At 70.5% G+C, this 16,963-nt stretch carries 14 protein-coding genes and 1 tRNA gene; 8 read left to right on the top strand and 7 right to left on the bottom strand.

Annotation, left to right across the window (positions count from 1 at the left end):
- Window positions 1-148: 148 nt before the first annotated feature.
- From QRN23_RS05740 to leuC, 5 genes are all read right to left on the bottom strand, one after another.
- Window positions 149-1,162, bottom strand: coding sequence for an NAD(P)H-dependent glycerol-3-phosphate dehydrogenase (locus tag QRN23_RS05740; RefSeq protein WP_043594016.1), 1,014 nt, complete (start codon window positions 1,160-1,162; stop codon window positions 149-151).
- A 73-nt stretch (window positions 1,163-1,235) separates the two neighbouring features.
- Window positions 1,236-2,018: a lysophospholipid acyltransferase family protein gene (locus QRN23_RS05745; protein ID WP_285062853.1), complete on the bottom strand. Its 783-nt coding sequence runs from the start codon at window positions 2,016-2,018 to the stop codon at window positions 1,236-1,238.
- A 7-nt stretch (window positions 2,019-2,025) separates the two neighbouring features.
- On the bottom strand, window positions 2,026-3,393 hold the full coding sequence (gene murA / locus QRN23_RS05750; RefSeq protein WP_043593953.1) for a UDP-N-acetylglucosamine 1-carboxyvinyltransferase: 1,368 nt from the start codon (window positions 3,391-3,393) through the stop codon (window positions 2,026-2,028).
- Window positions 3,394-3,990, bottom strand: a complete 597-nt coding sequence (leuD, locus tag QRN23_RS05755) for a 3-isopropylmalate dehydratase small subunit (protein WP_056046227.1) — start codon at window positions 3,988-3,990, stop codon at window positions 3,394-3,396.
- Window positions 3,990-5,480 carry a 3-isopropylmalate dehydratase large subunit gene (gene leuC / locus QRN23_RS05760; protein WP_285063239.1) on the bottom strand — a complete coding sequence of 497 codons (1,491 nt, stop codon included), beginning with the start codon at window positions 5,478-5,480 and terminating at the stop codon, window positions 3,990-3,992. The genes leuD and leuC overlap by 1 nt, the downstream gene beginning before the upstream one ends.
- Window positions 5,481-5,698: 218 nt before the next feature.
- On the opposite strand from leuC, the gene QRN23_RS05765 reads away from it, so the two are divergent.
- From QRN23_RS05765 to QRN23_RS05795, 7 genes are all read left to right on the top strand, one after another.
- Window positions 5,699-7,198 (top strand): outer membrane protein assembly factor BamB family protein, encoded by a 1,500-nt coding sequence (locus QRN23_RS05765; protein WP_200412230.1) that lies wholly within the window; start codon window positions 5,699-5,701, stop codon window positions 7,196-7,198.
- Window positions 7,195-8,640 carry a PQQ-binding-like beta-propeller repeat protein gene (locus QRN23_RS05770; protein ID WP_173151112.1) on the top strand — a complete coding sequence of 482 codons (1,446 nt, stop codon included), beginning with the start codon at window positions 7,195-7,197 and terminating at the stop codon, window positions 8,638-8,640. Before QRN23_RS05765 ends, QRN23_RS05770 begins: the two co-directional genes overlap by 4 nt.
- 52 nt (window positions 8,641-8,692) lie before the next feature.
- Complete coding sequence (locus QRN23_RS05775; RefSeq protein WP_056046233.1) at window positions 8,693-9,337, top strand: alpha-ketoglutarate-dependent dioxygenase AlkB; 645 nt, start codon at window positions 8,693-8,695, stop codon at window positions 9,335-9,337.
- A gap of 87 nt (window positions 9,338-9,424) precedes the next feature.
- Complete coding sequence (locus QRN23_RS05780; protein ID WP_056046235.1) at window positions 9,425-10,456, top strand: LacI family DNA-binding transcriptional regulator; 1,032 nt, start codon at window positions 9,425-9,427, stop codon at window positions 10,454-10,456.
- A 129-nt stretch (window positions 10,457-10,585) separates the two neighbouring features.
- On the top strand, window positions 10,586-11,944 hold the full coding sequence (locus QRN23_RS05785) for an ABC transporter substrate-binding protein (RefSeq protein WP_056046236.1): 1,359 nt from the start codon (window positions 10,586-10,588) through the stop codon (window positions 11,942-11,944).
- A 131-nt stretch (window positions 11,945-12,075) separates the two neighbouring features.
- Window positions 12,076-13,215, top strand: a complete 1,140-nt coding sequence (locus QRN23_RS05790) for a carbohydrate ABC transporter permease (protein WP_056046238.1) — start codon at window positions 12,076-12,078, stop codon at window positions 13,213-13,215.
- A complete protein-coding gene (locus QRN23_RS05795; protein WP_043593968.1) occupies window positions 13,212-14,195 on the top strand; it encodes a carbohydrate ABC transporter permease in 984 nt (327 codons plus the stop codon). The genes QRN23_RS05790 and QRN23_RS05795 overlap by 4 nt, the downstream gene beginning before the upstream one ends.
- Window positions 14,196-14,376: 181 nt before the next feature.
- Here the strand turns inward: QRN23_RS05795 and QRN23_RS05800 are convergent.
- Window positions 14,377-14,452: transfer RNA gene (locus tag QRN23_RS05800), tRNA-Glu, on the bottom strand.
- A gap of 102 nt (window positions 14,453-14,554) precedes the next feature.
- Here QRN23_RS05800 and QRN23_RS05805 point away from each other — a divergent pair.
- Complete coding sequence (locus QRN23_RS05805; protein ID WP_159826239.1) at window positions 14,555-15,190, top strand: MBL fold metallo-hydrolase; 636 nt, start codon at window positions 14,555-14,557, stop codon at window positions 15,188-15,190.
- Between the two features lie 88 nt (window positions 15,191-15,278).
- Here QRN23_RS05805 and serA read toward each other — a convergent pair whose 3' ends face one another.
- Window positions 15,279-16,868 (bottom strand): phosphoglycerate dehydrogenase, encoded by a 1,590-nt coding sequence (serA, locus tag QRN23_RS05810; RefSeq protein ID WP_056046242.1) that lies wholly within the window; start codon window positions 16,866-16,868, stop codon window positions 15,279-15,281.
- Window positions 16,869-16,963 lie beyond the last annotated feature (95 nt).

A 16,963-nucleotide genomic window follows, 5' to 3' on the forward strand; every position in this document is an offset into this window, starting at 1 on the left:
CGGACGAGGCGTCGTTCGCGGCGACGCGCGGGGTCGTGGTGGGCTCGGTGCTCGCCATGAGGGGCCTTTCGTCGGTGTCACGGCCCGCGGGCCGACCCGCGGTGGGCGGGCTCTGGTCGTCACGCGCCCCGGCACGGCCGACCAGCGGTCACTCGCCCTGCGGCTCGTCCGTCTCGGTCAGGTGCGGGGCGATGTTGCGCGGGTCGAGTGTACCGGCGAGCACCTCGGCCACCTGCTGGACGATGGGCATGTCGACGCCGCGGGACCGCGCGAGTTCGAGGATCGGAGCGACCGAGGCCAGTCCCTCGGCGGTCTGGTTCATCTGGCGCACGACGTCGCCGAAGGCGTATCCCTGCCCGAGCAGTCGTCCCGCGGTGTTGTTGCGCGAGAGGGGCGACTCGCACGTGGCGATGAGGTCGCCCAGGCCGGCGAGGCCGGCGAGGGTCTCGGCCTTGGCCCCGAACGACACCGCGAACGCGGTCATCTCGGCCAGCCCGCGCGTGATGATCGAGGCCTTGGTGTTCTCGCCGTACCCCACGCCGTCGACGATGCCGATGGCGACGGCGATCAGGTTCTTGAGGACCCCGCCGAACTCGGTGCCGATCACGTCGGTGTTGACGAACGAACGGAAGTACGGGTTGGTGGCGGTGGCCGCGACCAGGGTCGCCGTGTCGAGGCTGTACGACGACACGACCGCGGCCGTGGGCTGCCGCTTCGCGATCTCGAGGGCGAGGTTGGGCCCCGACGCGACGGCGATCAGGTCGCGGTCGATGCCGAGCTCGGCCTCGATCACCTCGCTCATGCGCAACCCGGTGGCCTTCTCGACGCCCTTCATCAGGCTGACGACCGGCACGCCGGACGGGACCATGCCGCGGATGGCGGTCAGGTTGTCGCGGAGCGTCTGGCTGGGGACCGACAGGTAGACCTGCTCGGCACCCGCCAGAGCCTGTTCGACCGAGGGGGTGGCGACGAGGGTGCGGGGCAGGTTGATGCCCGGCAGGTAGTCGCTGTTGCGCTTGCTCTCGGTGATCTCGCGGGCCACCTCGGGACGGCGGGCCCAGAGCGTGACGTCCGCGCCCCCCTCGGCGAGGACCTTGGCGAAGGTCGTGCCCCAGCTGCCCGACCCCAGGACGGCGACCCGGCGCGGGATCGAGTCGCGCATGACGATCGAGATCGCCTCGGTCGTGACCGCCCCTTCTCCGAGGGCCTCGATGGCGCCTTCGCGTGACTCGGAGCTACTCAAAGCGGCCTGTCTCCTTCTGGTGGTTCTTGGTGGGGTTCCAGCGTTCGGCGGGTGCCCTCTCGCCCCGCAGCCGCTCGACCAGCTCGGTGACGGCGTCCATCACCAGGGCGGTGGCGGCCGTGACCGAGGCCTGGTCGAGGGGACGATCGCGGAAGGCCGAGAGGTCGACGGGGTCGCCGATCACGACGGTGATGCGCTTCCGGGGGAAGGCGTGCAGCCGACTCGAGTAGCGACCCATGAGGTGCTGACTGCCCCAGTGCGCCATCGGGACGAGCGGCACCCCGGCGGCGAGGGCGAGGCGCACGGCACCGCTCTTGCCCTTCATGGGCCAGAGGTCGGGGTCGCGGGTGAGGGTGCCCTCGGGGTAGACGATCACGCCACCACCCCGGGCGACGAGCAGACGCCCGGCCGCCAGGGGGTCGTGGTCGTGGGTGCGACCCGCCCGCTCGACGGGGATGTGCCCCATCGCGTGCATCATGCGACCGAAGACGGGGACCCGGAAGAGGGACGCCTTCGCGAGGAAGCGCGGCACCCGCCCGAGAGACCACATCACACGGCCCACGACCACCGGGTCGATGTTCGTGTAGTGGTTCGGGGTCAGCACGAACGCACCCTCGGCCGGCAGCTTGTCGCCGTCGACGATGTCGATCCGGGCCATCAGGTCGAAGAGCGGTGCCGCCGGAGTCGCGAGGACGCGGAAGAACGCACCCTTCTCCTTGCGACGCCTCCGCGCCGGGACCGGGACGACGGGAGCGTCGGGGTCGGCTGTCGACACCGGCCGATCAGCCCTTGAAGTCGAAGTCGGCGCCCAGCTTGCGCAGCTTCGCGATGAAGTGCTCGTAGCCGCGGCTGATGATGCCGACGTTGCTGATCTTGGACTCGCCCTCGGCGGTCAGGGCCGCGATGAGGTGGCTGAAGCCGCCCCGCAGGTCGGGAACGCGGATGTCGGCACCGTGCAGGGCCGTCGGTCCGTTGATGACCGCGGCCTGCTCGAACTCGCGACGCGCGACGCGACGGTCGTGGTCGGGCAGTCCGTCCTTGTGCACCGTGATGTCGGCGCCCATGTCGTTGAGGGCCTCGGTGAACTGGAAGCGGTTCTCGTAGACCGTCTCGTGCACGACCGAGGTGCCCTGCGCCTGCGTCAGGGCGACGATGAGCGGCTGCTGCCAGTCGGTCATGAACCCGGGGTGGACGTCGGTCTCGACGACGACGGGCTTGAGCTCGCCACCGGGGTGGAAGAAGCGGATGCCGTCCTCGTGGACGTCGAAGTCGCCGCCGACCTTGCGGAAGACGTTGAGGAACGTCATCAGGTCTTTCTGGTCGGCGCCCTCGACGAAGATGTCGCCCTTGGTCGCGAGTGCGGCCGAGGCCCAGCTCGCGGCCTCGTTGCGGTCGTTGATCGCCCGGTGCGTGTAGCCGCGGAGCTTCTCGACGCCCTCGATGAAGATCACGCGGTTCGGCTCGACCGAGACGACGGCGCCCATCTTCTGCAGGATCGCGATGAGGTCCATGATCTCGGGCTCGATGGCGGCGTTGCGCAACTCGGTGACGCCCTTGGCGAGGACCGCGGTCAGCAGCACCTGCTCGGTGGCCCCGACGCTCGGGTAGGGCAGCTCGATGTTGGCACCGGTGAGCCCGTCGGGCGCGGTGAGGTGGATGCCGTTGTACGACTTGTCGACGACGGCGCCGAAGGCGCGGAGGGCGTCGAGGTGGAAGTCGATGGGCCGGTCGCCGATGCGGCAGCCGCCGAGGTCGGGGATGAACGCCTCGCCCAGGCGGTGCAACAGCGGCCCGCAGAAGAGGATCGGGATGCGGCTCGACCCGGCGTGGGCGTCGATCTCGGCGAAGTGGGCGGACTCGACGTTGGACGGGTCGAGGATCATCTCGCCGCGGGCCGGGTCGGTGATGCGCACCCCGTGGACCGAGAGGAGGCCGCGGACGACGTTGACGTCGCTGATGTCGGGGACGTCCTTGAGGATGCTGGGGGTGTCTCCCAGGAGGGCGGCGACCATGGCCTTCGTGGCGAGGTTCTTGGCACCGCGCACCTCGATGCGACCGATCAGCGGTTTGCCGCCCCGGATGACGATCTCATCGGAGGTGAGCCCCACACGGGCACCTGCTGCTGCTGCGTCTTGGACGAGAGAGTTCACTTACTTCACCGGCAATGTCTTCGGGCGCCAGGCGGCGCGGCGGGATTCGAATTCTGTGATGGCCGCTTCGTCGCGGAGGGTCAGGCCGATGTCGTCGAGGCCTTCGAGGAGTCGCCACTTAGTGTAGGCATCGACTTCGAATCCGACGGTGAGGCTGCCGACCGTGGCGGTCTGCGCCACGAGGTCGACCGTGATCTCGACGCCCGGCTGCCGGTCGATCTCGGCCCAGATGCGCTCGACGTCGTCCTCGGCGACGGCCGCCGCGAGGAGCCCCTGTTTGCCGGAGTTGCCTCGGAAGATGTCGCCGAACCGCGAACTGATGATCACGTCGAAGCCGAAGTCGCGCAGCGCCCAGACGGCGTGCTCACGGCTCGAGCCGGTGCCGAAGTCGGGACCCGCGACGAGGACGCGCGCGCCCTGGAACTCGGGTCGGTTCAACACGAACTCGGGGTCGTTGCGCCACCCGAAGAAGAGGGCGTCCTCGAAGCCGGTCTTGGTGACCCGCTTGAGGAACTGAGCCGGGATGATCTGGTCGGTGTCGACGTTCGAGCGCTTCAGCGGCGCGGCGACACCGGTGACGGTGGTGAACTTCTGCATCAGCGGACCCCTGCCCGATCGGTGCCGTCGGCGAGGACGGGTTCGTCGGACGTGCGGACGGCCGTGGAGGCCGCCGCGTCGTCGTCGGCCTGGAGGTCCCACGGCGAGGACAGCGTCCCGCGCACCGCGGTGGCCGCGGCGACGAGGGGCGACACGAGGTGCGTCCGACCGCCCTTGCCCTGGCGACCCTCGAAGTTGCGGTTCGAGGTCGACGCGCATCGCTCGCCCGGAGCGAGCTGGTCGGGGTTCATGCCCAGGCACATCGAGCACCCGGCGAAGCGCCACTCGGCACCGAAGGCGGTGAAGACCTCGTCGAGCCCCTCGGCCTCGGCCTCGAGGCGGACGCGAGCCGACCCCGGCACGACCATGACGCGCACGCCCTCGGCCTTGGTGCGCCCGCGGATGATCGACGCGAACGCACGGAGGTCTTCGATGCGGCTGTTGGTGCACGACCCCATGAACACCGCGTCGACCGGGATGGCCTTCATCGGCGTGCCGGCCTCGAGGGCCATGTACTCGAGCGCCCGCGTCGCCGCGGCCTTCTCGTTGGGGTCGACGACGGTCTCGGGGTCGGGCACGGAGTCGCTGAGCGACACGCCCTGGCCCGGGTTGGTGCCCCACGTGACGAAGGGCTCGAGCGTGTCGGCGTCGAGGAAGATCTCGGCGTCGAACACCGCGTCGTCGTCGGTCGGCAGGGTGTCCCAGTAGGCGATCGCCTCGTCCCAGTCGGCACCCGTGGGGGCGTGCGGACGACCCTGCAGGTAGTCGTACGTGGTCTGGTCGGGAGCGACCATGCCGGCCCGGGCACCCGCCTCGATCGACATGTTGCAGATCGTCATGCGCCCCTCCATCGAGAGGGCGCGGATCGCGCTGCCGCGGTACTCGAGCACGTAGCCCTGCCCGCCGCCGGTGCCGATCTGCGCGATGACGGCGAGGATGATGTCCTTCGCGGTGACGCCGGGGCGCAGCGTGCCCTCGACGGTGACCGCCATCGTCTTGAAGGGCTTCAGCGGCAGGGTCTGCGTCGCCATGACGTGCTCGACCTCGCTGGTGCCGATGCCGAAGGCCATGGCGCCGAAGGCCCCGTGGGTCGAGGTGTGCGAGTCGCCGCAGACGACGGTGATGCCCGGCATGGTCAGCCCGAGCTGCGGGCCGACGACATGCACGATGCCCTGCTCGGCGTCGCCCAACGGGTGCAGGCGGACGCCGAACTCGGCCGTGTTGCGACGGAGCGTCTCGATCTGCGTGCGACTGGTGAGGTCGGCGATCGGCTTGTGGATCGCCAGGGTGGGCGTGTTGTGGTCTTCGGTGGCGATCGTCAGGTCGGTGCGACGCAGCGGCCGATCGGCCTGGCGCAGTCCGTCGAACGCCTGGGGGCTGGTGACCTCGTGCACGAGGTGGAGGTCGATGTAGAGAAGGTCGGGGGCGCCGTCTTCGCCCTTGACGACGACGTGGTCGTCCCACACTTTCTCGGCCAGCGTCCTACCCACGGGCACGCCCCTTCTCCTGTATCGACGGAAAGATGATCCGTGGAGTCTACGCCAGTGCCTCCGGCACGTTTCTCGACGGTCGTGGGGTGAACCCCGCCCCGAGGGCGGCCATTCCCGGCGCACCCGGGGGCTGCGGCGAGCGCGTGGGACGAGGGCTCCGAATAGCATGACGACACCCGTCGGGCGGACGACGGCTGCGCTCGACGAGGAGGCCGACCATGAGCCACCCCGAGCGCGCACGCGACCACCCCGGGGAGGCGCGGGTCGTCGGTCGCTGGCACCGCGCCTCCCCGGGTCGTCGCGTCGCCGCCGTGCTCGGCGCCCTGGTGGTGGCGTCCACGCTCGTGGCCGCCGGGGCGGTCTCGGTGGCTCCGGACTACGGGGACGGCCGTCCGTGGACGGGGCTCGCGGTCGACGACCTCCGACGGTCGCCGGACGCGACCGGTTGGACGCTCGACCTGGCGGCGACGCTCGCGCCCGACGCCCCGCGGCGCTGTCTGAACTTCTGGACGTCCCCCGCGGTCGACGGACTCGTGGCGGTCGGCACCTCGGTCGACCTGGACTTCGGGGACGCCCTGGGGGCGCCGGCCTGCCGCTCGTACGCGTCCGAGGCGAGCACGAGCCTCGTCGGGCTGGTCGAGACGGCCACGGGCACGGTCCGCTGGGTGCACGACCTGGCCCGAGACGTCCCCGACACCGACGCCCTGAGCATCCCCGCGACGCAGGTCGTCCCCTCGGCCGGTCGCGTGCTCGTCCAGACGCAGACGACGGGGGCGACCGTGCTGGCCGCCCTCGACCTGCGCGACGGCTCGCTCGTCGAGTCGACCCGCGGCCGGCGCGACCTGCCGAGCGTGAGCGTCGACTCGCGGGGACCCCTGCAGTTGCGCACCTTCTCGGGCATCGCCGGGTCGGGCGATCGGTACCAACTCGTCGAGGCCTCGCGTCTGGCCGACCCGGTGTGGGAGGGCGGGGTCGACTCGGGCAGTTCTCCGGCGCTGCTGAACGACGGCGCCCTCGTGTCACGGGGCGGTGAGACCGTGTTCGTCGACGCCGCCACGGGCCGGGAACGTCCCTTCGCGGCCTCACCGGACGAGATCGCCGTGCCGCCCGTCGGCTCGCCCGTGACGACCGGGGACGGGCGCCGCATCGTCGCCTTCGGCATCGAGAGGACCAGGGCCGACGGCACCGTCGAGGCGCTCGACGAGGACGGGGAGGCCGTCTGGAGCCGACCCACCTCCGGGCGCCGCCTGGCCGTCACGCCGTCCTGCGTGGTCGTCGTCACCGACGGCGACACGGCCGCGGAATGCCTCGATCCCCGCGACGGCTCGGTCCGCTGGAGGACCGACCTCGGCGCCCCGTTCGCGGTCGAGGCCGTGCCGGGTCAGCGCGCGACCGACGTCTTCGTCGTCGTGCAGCGGTCGGGCGGGTCGCGCCTGCTCGCCCTCGACGGCGCCGACGGGCACACCCGCTTCAGCTCGTCCGTGGGGCTGCTCGACGACCTCGCGGCGGCGGGCCGGTCGGTGCTCTACCTGCAGACTGAGGACGGACGCTCGTCGGGGCGGGAGGTCGCGGCCCTCGACCTGGACGACGGTCGGCCGCTGTGGGCGACCTCGTCCTCGGGCACCGTGGTGTTCTGGGGCGGTCATCTCGTGCGCATCGACGACCAGGGGGTCGCCCGACGACTCGTGGACACCGCCCGCGTCGGGGCGACGTCGTGAGGGCGGGGCGTCGTCTCGCCGTGGCCTACGCCGCCGTGGTCCTGGCGACGCTGGCGACCACGGTGCTGGTCGCGCCGACGCAGCCCGAGTACGGGTCGGACCCGCCGTGGCAGGGCATCGCCGTCGACGACCTCCGGCAGGAACCCGGCACCACCGGGTGGCGCGTCGACCTCCGTGCCGCTCTCGCCCCCGGGGCCCCCGCCGAGTGCCTCCGCTACCGGGCGACGCCCGTCGCGCAGGGGCTCGCACTCGTGAGCGCGGCCGGGGCCTGGACCTACGGATTCGCCAACGACGGCGACTGCGCCACCCCGACCCAGGGGGTCGGCACGCGCATCGGAGCGCTCGACGTCGACCGCGGCACCTTCCGCTGGGTGCACGACGTCGCCGACGACCTCGCCGGGCTCGGCCTGACCGGCCCGGCCCTCGTCTCGTCCGTGACGGCGGTGCACGAGGCGGGACTGGTGCTCGTCCGGGCGTCGGTCGACGGCGAGCAGGTGCTGATGACGTTGTCCGTCGAGACCGGGCGACCCGTCGAGGTGGTCGAGACCGGTTCGGCGGGTGACGGGGACCAGTTCCAGACCGTGGGGGCCGTCGTGGTGACCGGTCGGCAGCAGGGCGTCGGCGGCGTCTACCGCTACGACCTGCGCGACGCCCGTGACCTCGACCGCGTGACGTGGAGCGGACCCGCCTCGACCACGGGCGTCGCCCTCGCACTGAGCGACCGGTTGGTCGTCGCGCGGGCCGACGGCTCGGTCCAGGTCGACCTCGCCACCGGTACCGAGCGCCCCTGGGCGGCACGGCTCGACCGTCTCATCGGCTACGTCGTCCACGACGACGTCGTCTACGCCCCCCGAGGAGGCGCGGCCACGGGACGAGGCGACGCCGGCTTCGTCGCGTTGACCGCCGACGGCGAGCGCCTCTGGAGCTCGGACCGGGACGTCCGGGGCGGCTACTCGGTGACGCGTTCGTGTCTCGCCGTCACCGACGTGCGCGCGCAGACGGTGACCTGCCTCGACCTCGCGACGGGAGACGTGCGGTGGACCGACCCGGCGTCGAGCTCGTCCGCCGTCGACGGCCTGCCCGGCCAGACCGACGACCGCGTCTTCGCGACGGCGACCGCCGCGGGCCCGGGGCCCGTGGTGGTCCGTGCGCTCGACGGCTCCAGCGGCTCGGCCGGCGCCCGCCTGTCGCTGCCCGACGGAGCCGTCCTCGCGGCGGCGGGACGGACGGTCGGCTACGCCCTGGCCTACGGCACATCGGGTGGGCGGTCGACCCTCGTCGCGTTCGACCTCTCGAGCGGGCGCGCCCTCTGGGAGCACGCCGCGGAGCTGCAGGTCTACGCCTGGGCGGGGCGGCTGGTGGACGTGGACGTCGAGGGGGTCGCGCGGGTGCTGGTCTCCCCCGAGCGCGTCGCGGTCCCGGCGGGCTCGTCCGGAGGGTGACGCCTCGGCCGCTCGTTCGAACACGTGTTCGAATCGGGCGTAGGGTGTCGGCATGAGCCTCCCCTTCACCGCCTCGCTGCTGGACGGCCTGTCCGACGGCCCCGACCTCGCGCCGCTCGTCGGGCGAGTCGACCACCTCGACCTCGGCGAGGGCGCCTGGCTGGACGTCGTCCCGGGCTGGGCGTCGAATTCCGACGCCCTGTTCGAACGTCTCGTGACCGACGTGCCGTGGCGAGCCGACCGCCGCCAGATGTACGACCGGGTGGTCGAGGTGCCCCGGCTCGTCTCCTCCTACGACGCGGGCGACGCGCTCCCCGATCCCGTGCTCGCCCAGGCTCGAGACGACCTCAACGCGTACTACGCGCTCGAGCGTGGCGCCCCCGTCGAGCAGCGCTTCGACCGGGCGGGGCTGTGTTTCTACCGGACGGGCGACGACAGCATCGCCTGGCACGGCGACCACGTGGGGCGCACGATCGACCGCGACACGATGGTGGGCATCCTCTCGCTCGGGGCACCACGCACGCTCGCGGTGCGGTCCCGCTCGACCGGCACGACCCGGCGGTTCCCGCTCGGCCACGGCGACCTGCTGGTGATGGGCGGCAGCTGCCAGCGGACCCACGAGCACGCCATCGCCAAGACCAAGAAGGCCGTCGGCCCACGCATCAGCGTGCAGTTCCGACCGGTGTGGCCCACCTAGCCCGCCCCTGACGGACCGGTCGGCCGCGCGGACCACGGGGCCGTCGCTCGTATGCTGTGCACACGATCGACGACGAGGTGGACGAGTATGCCGGCAACCCGTGACGACGTGGCGCGTCTGGCAGGCGTCTCGTCGAGCACCGTGTCGTACGCCATCAGCGGGCGACGGACCATCTCCGTCGCCACCCGCCGCCGGGTCGAGGCGGCGATGGCCGAGCTGAACTACACGCCCAACGCGTTCGCCCGGGGTCTCGCCGGCGCACGGGGTGGCATCCTCGCCCTGCACTACCCCTACGGACGCCGCGGCGTCACGTCGTCCGAGTTCGAGTACGTGGCGGCGGCCACCGACCGGGCGAGGGAGCGCGGCTACCACCTGCTGCTGTGGTCGAACCCCATCGACGACGTCGAAGGACTCGGCAGCCTCGTCAGCGAAGGCCTCGTCGACGGTGTGATCCTCATGGAGCTCACCGCGCGCGACGACCGCGTCGCCGTGCTGTCGCGGTCGCGCCTGCCGTTCACGAACATCGGTCGCCCCGACGACGTCGAGGGACTCTGGTTCGTCGACGCCGACTACGACTCGCTGGCCCGACAGGCCGTCGACCACCTCGCCGACCTCGGCCACCGACGCGTGTTCTTCCTCGGTCAGAGCATCCGGGCCCCCGAGCGCGGATCGGGTCCGCTCGACCGCACGACGAGGGCGTTGCGCGGCCCGGCCGACGAGCGGGGCCTGACGCTCGAGACGCACGCCGCCACCGACTCCGTCCCGGGCGGCCGCCGGGCCTTCGACGCGTTCGCCGCCTCGACGGCCCGCCCCACGGCCGTGCTGGCCTTCAACGAGATGGCCCTCGCCGGCTTCGTGCAGGCCGCCGCGGCGGCAGGCCGGTCCATCCCGGACGACCTCACGGTGGTCGCACTGAGCATCGGCGACCTCGCCGCCGAGATGACCTCGCCGCCGCTCACCACCGTCAACCCTCCCGGAGCCGACATCGCGGCCGCCGCGGTCGACGACCTCGTCGACCGCATCGAGGGTCGACGTCACGACGCCCCCCACGTCCTCGTCGCACCCCGTCTCGTCGTGCGGGGCACGTCGGCCGCCGCCCCGTCGGAGCGGACTCGGTAGCAGACGCGGTTGCGCGCCTCCTGCGAGTATGTGACACTCATCGTCGACGCGCGTCGACGACGACGTGCGGCGGACGATCACCCCGACAGCACGGGCCGTCCGCTCTTGCGACTCAATGAGGAGACACCAATGCGAGCATCCCTGCACCGCCGCTTCACGGGCCCCCTGGCCATCCTGGCGGCGTCGAGCTTCCTGTTGGCCGGATGCTCCGGCACGGCCGACCCCAACGACCCGAACGCCGGAGGCGCGGGTGCCGGTGACGTCGGAACCGCCGACGGCGTGGTCAACGTCTACGGCACGATCAACGGCGACGAGGCGACCCTGCTCGAGCAGTCGTGGGCCGACTGGGAGAAGGCCAACGACATCGAGATCAAGTACACGGGCGACAAGGAGTTCGAGAAGCAGATCGGCATCAAGGTGCAGGGTGGCGACACCCCCGATCTCGCGATCTTCCCCCAGCCCGGCCTGCTGGCCGACACGGTCGCCTCGGGCAAGGTGCAAGAACTGCCCGCCGACGCCCTGGCCAACGTCAAGGAGGGCTGGTCCGAGGACTGGCAGAAGTACGGTCAGGTCGACGGCAAGCAGTACGGGGCCCCGTTGATGGCGAGCGTCAAGGGCTACGTCTGGTACTCCCCCGCCAAGTTCGAGGAGTGGGGCGTCGAGGTCCCGAAGACCTACGACGAACTCGTCGCCCTGTCCAAGACCATCCAGGAGAAGACCGGCGGCCCGTCGTGGTGCGCCGGCTTCAACTCGGGCGAGGCCAGCGGCTGGCCCGGCACCGACTGGGTCGAGGACCTCGTCCTGCGCGAGGCCGGACCTGACGCCTACGACTCGTGGGTCGCGGGAGACACCGAGTTCACCGACCCCGAGATCAAGGCCGCGTTCGACTCGGTCGGCGACATCCTGCTCGACCCGACCCTCGTCAACGCCGGCTACGGCGACGTGAAGTCGATCAACTCGACGGCCTTCGGAGACGTCGCGACCAACGTGGCGAACGGCAGCTGCGCCCTGACCCACCAGGCCTCGTTCTTCGAGGGCTTCCTGACGGCGGCGAACAACGCCAGCGGACAGCCGGCGACCGTCGCCGAGGACGGCGACGTCTGGGCCTTCCTCACCCCGCCCATGAAGGAAGGCGACCCCGCAGCCGTCACCGGCGGTGGCGAGTTCGTCGCGGCGTTCTCGAACGACGACGACACCGCCAAGGTGCAGGCCTACCTCGCCAGCGCCGACTGGGCGAACAGCCGCGTCTCGCTCGGCGGAGTCATCTCGGCCAACAAGGGACTCGACCCCGAGAACGCCGGTAGCGACCTGCTGAAGGGCGCCGTCGAGATCCTGCAGGGCACCGACACCACCTTCCGCTTCGACGGTTCCGACCTGATGCCCAAGTCGGTCGGCTCCGACAGCTTCTGGAAGGGCATGGTCGACTGGATCGACGGCACCGACACCGACACGGTGCTCGACGAGATCCAGGCCGGCTACACCTCGTAACACCCGCGCCACAGGGGCCACCGCACGTCGGTGGCCCCTGACCCCGCGCCCGCTCGCCGCCCCGCTCGCCGCTCCGAGCGGCGGCGGCGACGGGCCGCGTCCTGCTCGGACCCGAACGTGAAAGGACAGAGATGTCCAGTTTCTTCCAGTGGCTGGCGGGAATCCCGCCCCTGGCGCAGATCCCCTTGATCCTCATCGCCTTCACCGCCCTCGTGGCCGTGGTGCTCGTCTTCGTCGAGTTCGCCCCCCGCCGAGGCACGCAGTACACGATCATCCGACTGGCCGTCTGCGTGGTCGTCCCGGTCGTCGTGCTGCTGGCGTTCGGCCTTTACAACTCGGTCATCTGGGTCGCCGCCGTCGCGGCCGTCCTGGGAGGCGGACTGTTCCTGCTCGACTACCGCTCGAAACGCGGTGCCGGCTACTCGCTGCAGCTGATCGCCTTCATGACCCCGGCCGTGTTCTTCCTCGTCATCGGCCTGATCTACCCGACCATCACGACCGCCGGCCAGGCCTTCATGAAGAACGACGGATCGGGCTTCGCCGGGCTCGACAACTTCGTCTGGGTGTTCACGAGCCCCGACGGCCTGACCGCCTTCGGCAACACCCTCGTCTGGGTGCTGCTCGCACCGATCACGGCGACCGCGATCGGCCTCGCCTACGCCGTCTTCATCGACAAGAGCCGGGGCGAGAAGTTCCTCAAGCTGCTCGTGTTCATGCCGATGGCCATCTCGTTCGTCGGCGCCTCGATCATCTTCAAGTTCTTCTACGACATCCGCCAGGGAGAACAGATCGGCCTGCTCAACGGCATCCTCGTCGCCTTCGGCGGCCAGCCCGTCGACTGGCTGGGGCTCGAACCGTGGAACACGCTGCTGCTCGTGATCGTGCTGATCTGGACCCAGGCCGGATTCGCCATGACCGTGTTGTCGGCAGCGATCAAAGGCGTCCCCGCCGAGCAACTCGAGGCGGCGTCGCTCGACGGCACCAACGGGTTCCAGGCGTTCCGGCACATCACGGTCCCCGGCATCCGAACGACCATCATCGTCGTGCTGACGACCATCTCGATCGCCTCGCTGAAGGTCTACGACATCGTCTCGGCCATGACCGGCGGACGCAACGACACGACGATCCTCGCGTTCGAGATGGTCCGGCAGTTCCAGCTCGGCAGCCGTACCGGCTACAGCTCGGCGCTGGCGGTCATCCTCTTCGTGCTCGTGCTGCCGATCGTCATCTACAACGCCCGCCAGATCCAGAAGCAGAGGGAGATCCGATGACTGCCACACCCACCCCCGTCGGGGTCGCCGTCGGCTCGGGCACCGAGAGACAGCTCAAGCGAGGAATCGCGAAGATCGAGACCTCGAGCGGCAAGCTGAAGAAGGGCACGACCAGCCGCGGTGCCACCATCGCCGCGTTGATCATCGCCGTGATCTGGACCCTGCCCACGGCCGGGCTGTTCATCTCGTCGTTCCGGCCCGCGAACGACATCAAGACCACCGGCTGGTGGACCGTCTTCGCCAACCCGGGGTTCACGCTCGACAACTACGTGAACGCCCTCAACTCGGGCGACAGCCTCACGCTCGGGAAGGCGTTCCTGAACTCGCTGGTGATCACGTTGCCGGCGGCGCTGATCCCGATCACGATCGCCAGTCTCGCTGCGTACGCGTTCGCCTGGATCGACTTCAAGGGACGCAACACGATGTTCGTCCTGGTGTTCGCCCTGCAGATCGTCCCGATCCAGATGGCTCTCGTGCCGCTGCTGCGACTGTTCTCGGACGGTCTGCGCATCGGCGGTCTGTACATCCTGCCGGGGCTCGGGGTGAACGGTCTCGACGGTTCGTTCGCGAAGGTCTGGATCGCCCACACGATCTTCGCCCTGCCGCTGGCCATCTTCATGCTGCACAACTTCATCTCGGAGATCCCGGCCGAGGTCATCGAGGCCGCCCGCATGGACGGCGCCGGTCACGGGCAGGTGTTCTTCCGCATCGTGCTGCCGCTGTCGATGCCCGCGATCGCCTCGTTCGGCATCTTCCAGTTCTTGTGGGTCTGGAACGACCTCCTCGTGGCCACGGTCTTCACGTCCGGTCAGGGCTTGCCGATCACCAAGGCGCTGCAGGACCTCTCGGGGTCGTACGGCCAGTCGTGGGAGCTGCTCACGGCCGGGGCGTTCATCTCGATCATCGTGCCGCTCATCGTGTTCTTCGCCCTGCAGCGGTTCTTCGTCCGCGGCCTGCTGGCCGGCGCCACGAAGGGCTGACCCCGTCGCAGCACGAGAGACCGCCGGGCGATCGCCCGGCGGTCTCTCGTCATGTCGTCCGGTCTTGCGCTGGGCCGGGCCGGGCCGAGTCGGACCGTGCCGTGCCGTGCCGTGCCGTGCCGGACCAGGTACAGGAAACTAAGAAACCGCCAGGCGAGAGCCTGGCGGTTTCTTTCGGTGCTGGTGACCCCAACGGGATTCGAACCCGTGTTACCGCCGTGAGAGGGCGACGTACTAGGCCGCTATACGATGGGGCCGTATTTGCAACTCGTCGAGTATGCCACACCGCGCGAGCCCGTCACAAATCGAGGCACCGGCGCGTCGAGATCGACCCGCCCGACGCGCGTACAGTCGCTGTCATGCGCCTCACGAAGCTCGAACACGCCTGCCTGATCCTCGAGAAGGACGGGCGCAAGCTCGTCGTCGACCCCGGGTCGTTCACGGCTCCCCTCATCGACCTGCACGACGTCGACGCCGTCGTGGTCACCCACGAGCACGCCGACCACTGGACGCCCGACCAGCTGACCCACCTGCTCGCCACGAACCCCGGCGCGACGGTCTACGGCCCCGCGGGTGTGGCCACGGCCGCCGAGGGCTTCGACGTGCACGTGGTCGGCGACGGAGACACGGTCGAGGTCGGCCCCTTCACGCTGGCGTTCCACGGCTCGCGCCACGCGGTCATCCACGAGAGCATCCCGGTCGTCGACAACGTCGGCGTGCTCGTCGACGGATCGCTGTTCTACCCGGGTGACCAGTTCACGGTCCCGCCGGTGCCGGTCGACGTCCTCGCGACGCCCGTCGGGGCGCCCTGGCTCAAGGTGGCCGAGGTGATCGACTACGTCGCGGCGGTCGCGCCCCGACTGGCCTTCCCCACCCACGAGCAGACCCTCTCCGGCCCCGGGCTCGCCATGCACTTCGACCGCATGAAGGCGTCCGCGCAGTCGATCGGTGGCGACGCCGTGAAGCTCGAGGCGCACGAGTCGATCGAGCTCTAGCCCCACCCGCGACGGGCACTCCCCCGACGACGAACCGCCCCCCTCCGGCCTGACCGGATGAGGGGCGGTTCGTCGACGGCCGCCGTGACTACAGCGTGACGTCGATCTCGCGCAGCGTCTTGGCGTCGATGGCCACGCGCACCTTCTCGACGAGCTCGTCGGGCGCGGGGCTGTCGATGGTCAGGACGCTCAGCGCCTGGCCACCGGCGCTCTGGCGGGCGATCTGCATGCCCGCGATGTTGATGCCGGCGTCACCGAACTCGCGACCGTAGACCGCCACGATGCCGGGGCGATCGGTGTAGACCATCACGAGGTGGTGGGCCGCCAGGGGGACCTCGACGTCGTAGCCGTTGATCTCGACGATCTTCTCGACCTGCTTCGTGCCGGTCAGGGTGCCCGAGACCGAGATCTGCGAGCCGTCGCTGAGCGAGCCGCGCAGGGTGATGACGTTGCGGTACTCGTCGCTGGTCGGGTCGGTGAGCAGACGCACGGTGATGCCGCGCTGCTCGGCCAGCAACGGCGCGTTCACGTAGCTCACCGACTCGCTGACGATGTTCGTGAAGATGCCCTTCAGGGCCGCCAGCTTCAACACGCTGACGTCGTACTCGACCAGGTCGCCGCGCACCTCGACGTCGACGCTCGTCAACGGGCTGTCGGCGAGGCCCGAGAACACCTGACCGATCTTCTCGACCAGGGGGATGCCGGGTCGCACGTAGGGGTCGATGACGCCGCCGGCCACGTTGACCGCGTCGGGGACGAGCTCGCCGCCGAGTGCGAGCCGCACCGAGCGGGCCACCGAGACACCGGCCTTCTCCTGCGCCTCGTCCGTCGAGGCACCCAGGTGCGGGGTGACCACGACGTTCTCGAGACCCAGCAGCTTCTGGTCGACCGGGGGCTCCTTCACGAACACGTCGAGTCCGGCACCGGCGATCTCGCCGGTGGTCAGGGCCTCGTACAGGCCGTCCTCGTCGATGAGGCCGCCGCGTGCGACGTTGACGACGAAGGCCGACTTCTTCATCGCCTTCATCTGCTCGAGGCCGATCATGCCGGTCGTCTCGGGGGTCTTGGGCATGTGGATCGTCACGAAGTCGCTCGTGGCGAGCAGCTCGTCGAGCGACAACAGCGTGACCCCGAGCTGCTGGGCGCGGGCCGGCGTGACGTAGGGGTCGTAGGCGACGACGTTCACGCCGAAGGCCTGCAGGCGCGCCGTGATGAGGGCGCCGATGCGGCCGAGGCCGACGATGCCGACCGTCTTCTCGTAGAGTTCGACGCCCGTGTACTTCGACCGCTTCCACTGCCCCTGGGCCAGGGCGGAGTGCGCTGCCGGGATGTGCCGCGCGAGGCTGAGGATGTGACCGACGGTCAGCTCGGCGGCGGAGATGATGTTCGACGTCGGTGCGTTGACGACCATGACGCCGGCCGTGGTGGCCGCCTTGATGTCGACGTTGTCGAGCCCGACGCCGGCGCGCGCGACGACCTTGAGCGACGGGGCGGCGGCGATGGCCTCGGCGTCGACCTGCGTCGCCGACCGCACGAGGATCGCGTCGGCGTCGGCCAGGGCGGCCAGCAGTGCGGGGCGGTCGGTGCCGTCCACCGATCGCACGTCGAAGTCGGGCCCGAGGGCGTCGACGGTTGCGGGTGACAGTTCTTCTGCGATCAACACGACGGGCTTGGCCACGGGGCGGACGTCCTTCTCTGGGTGATGTTCGGTGAGGGGCCGCGACGCGCCGTGGGCGCGGCTGATGACGACTCTATCGACTCGCGCGGATCGTT

The sequence above is a fragment of the Frigoribacterium sp. ME-P-080 genome (assembly GCF_030209595.1).
In the GTDB taxonomy this organism is placed as follows: Bacteria; Actinomycetota; Actinomycetes; order Actinomycetales; family Microbacteriaceae; genus Frigoribacterium.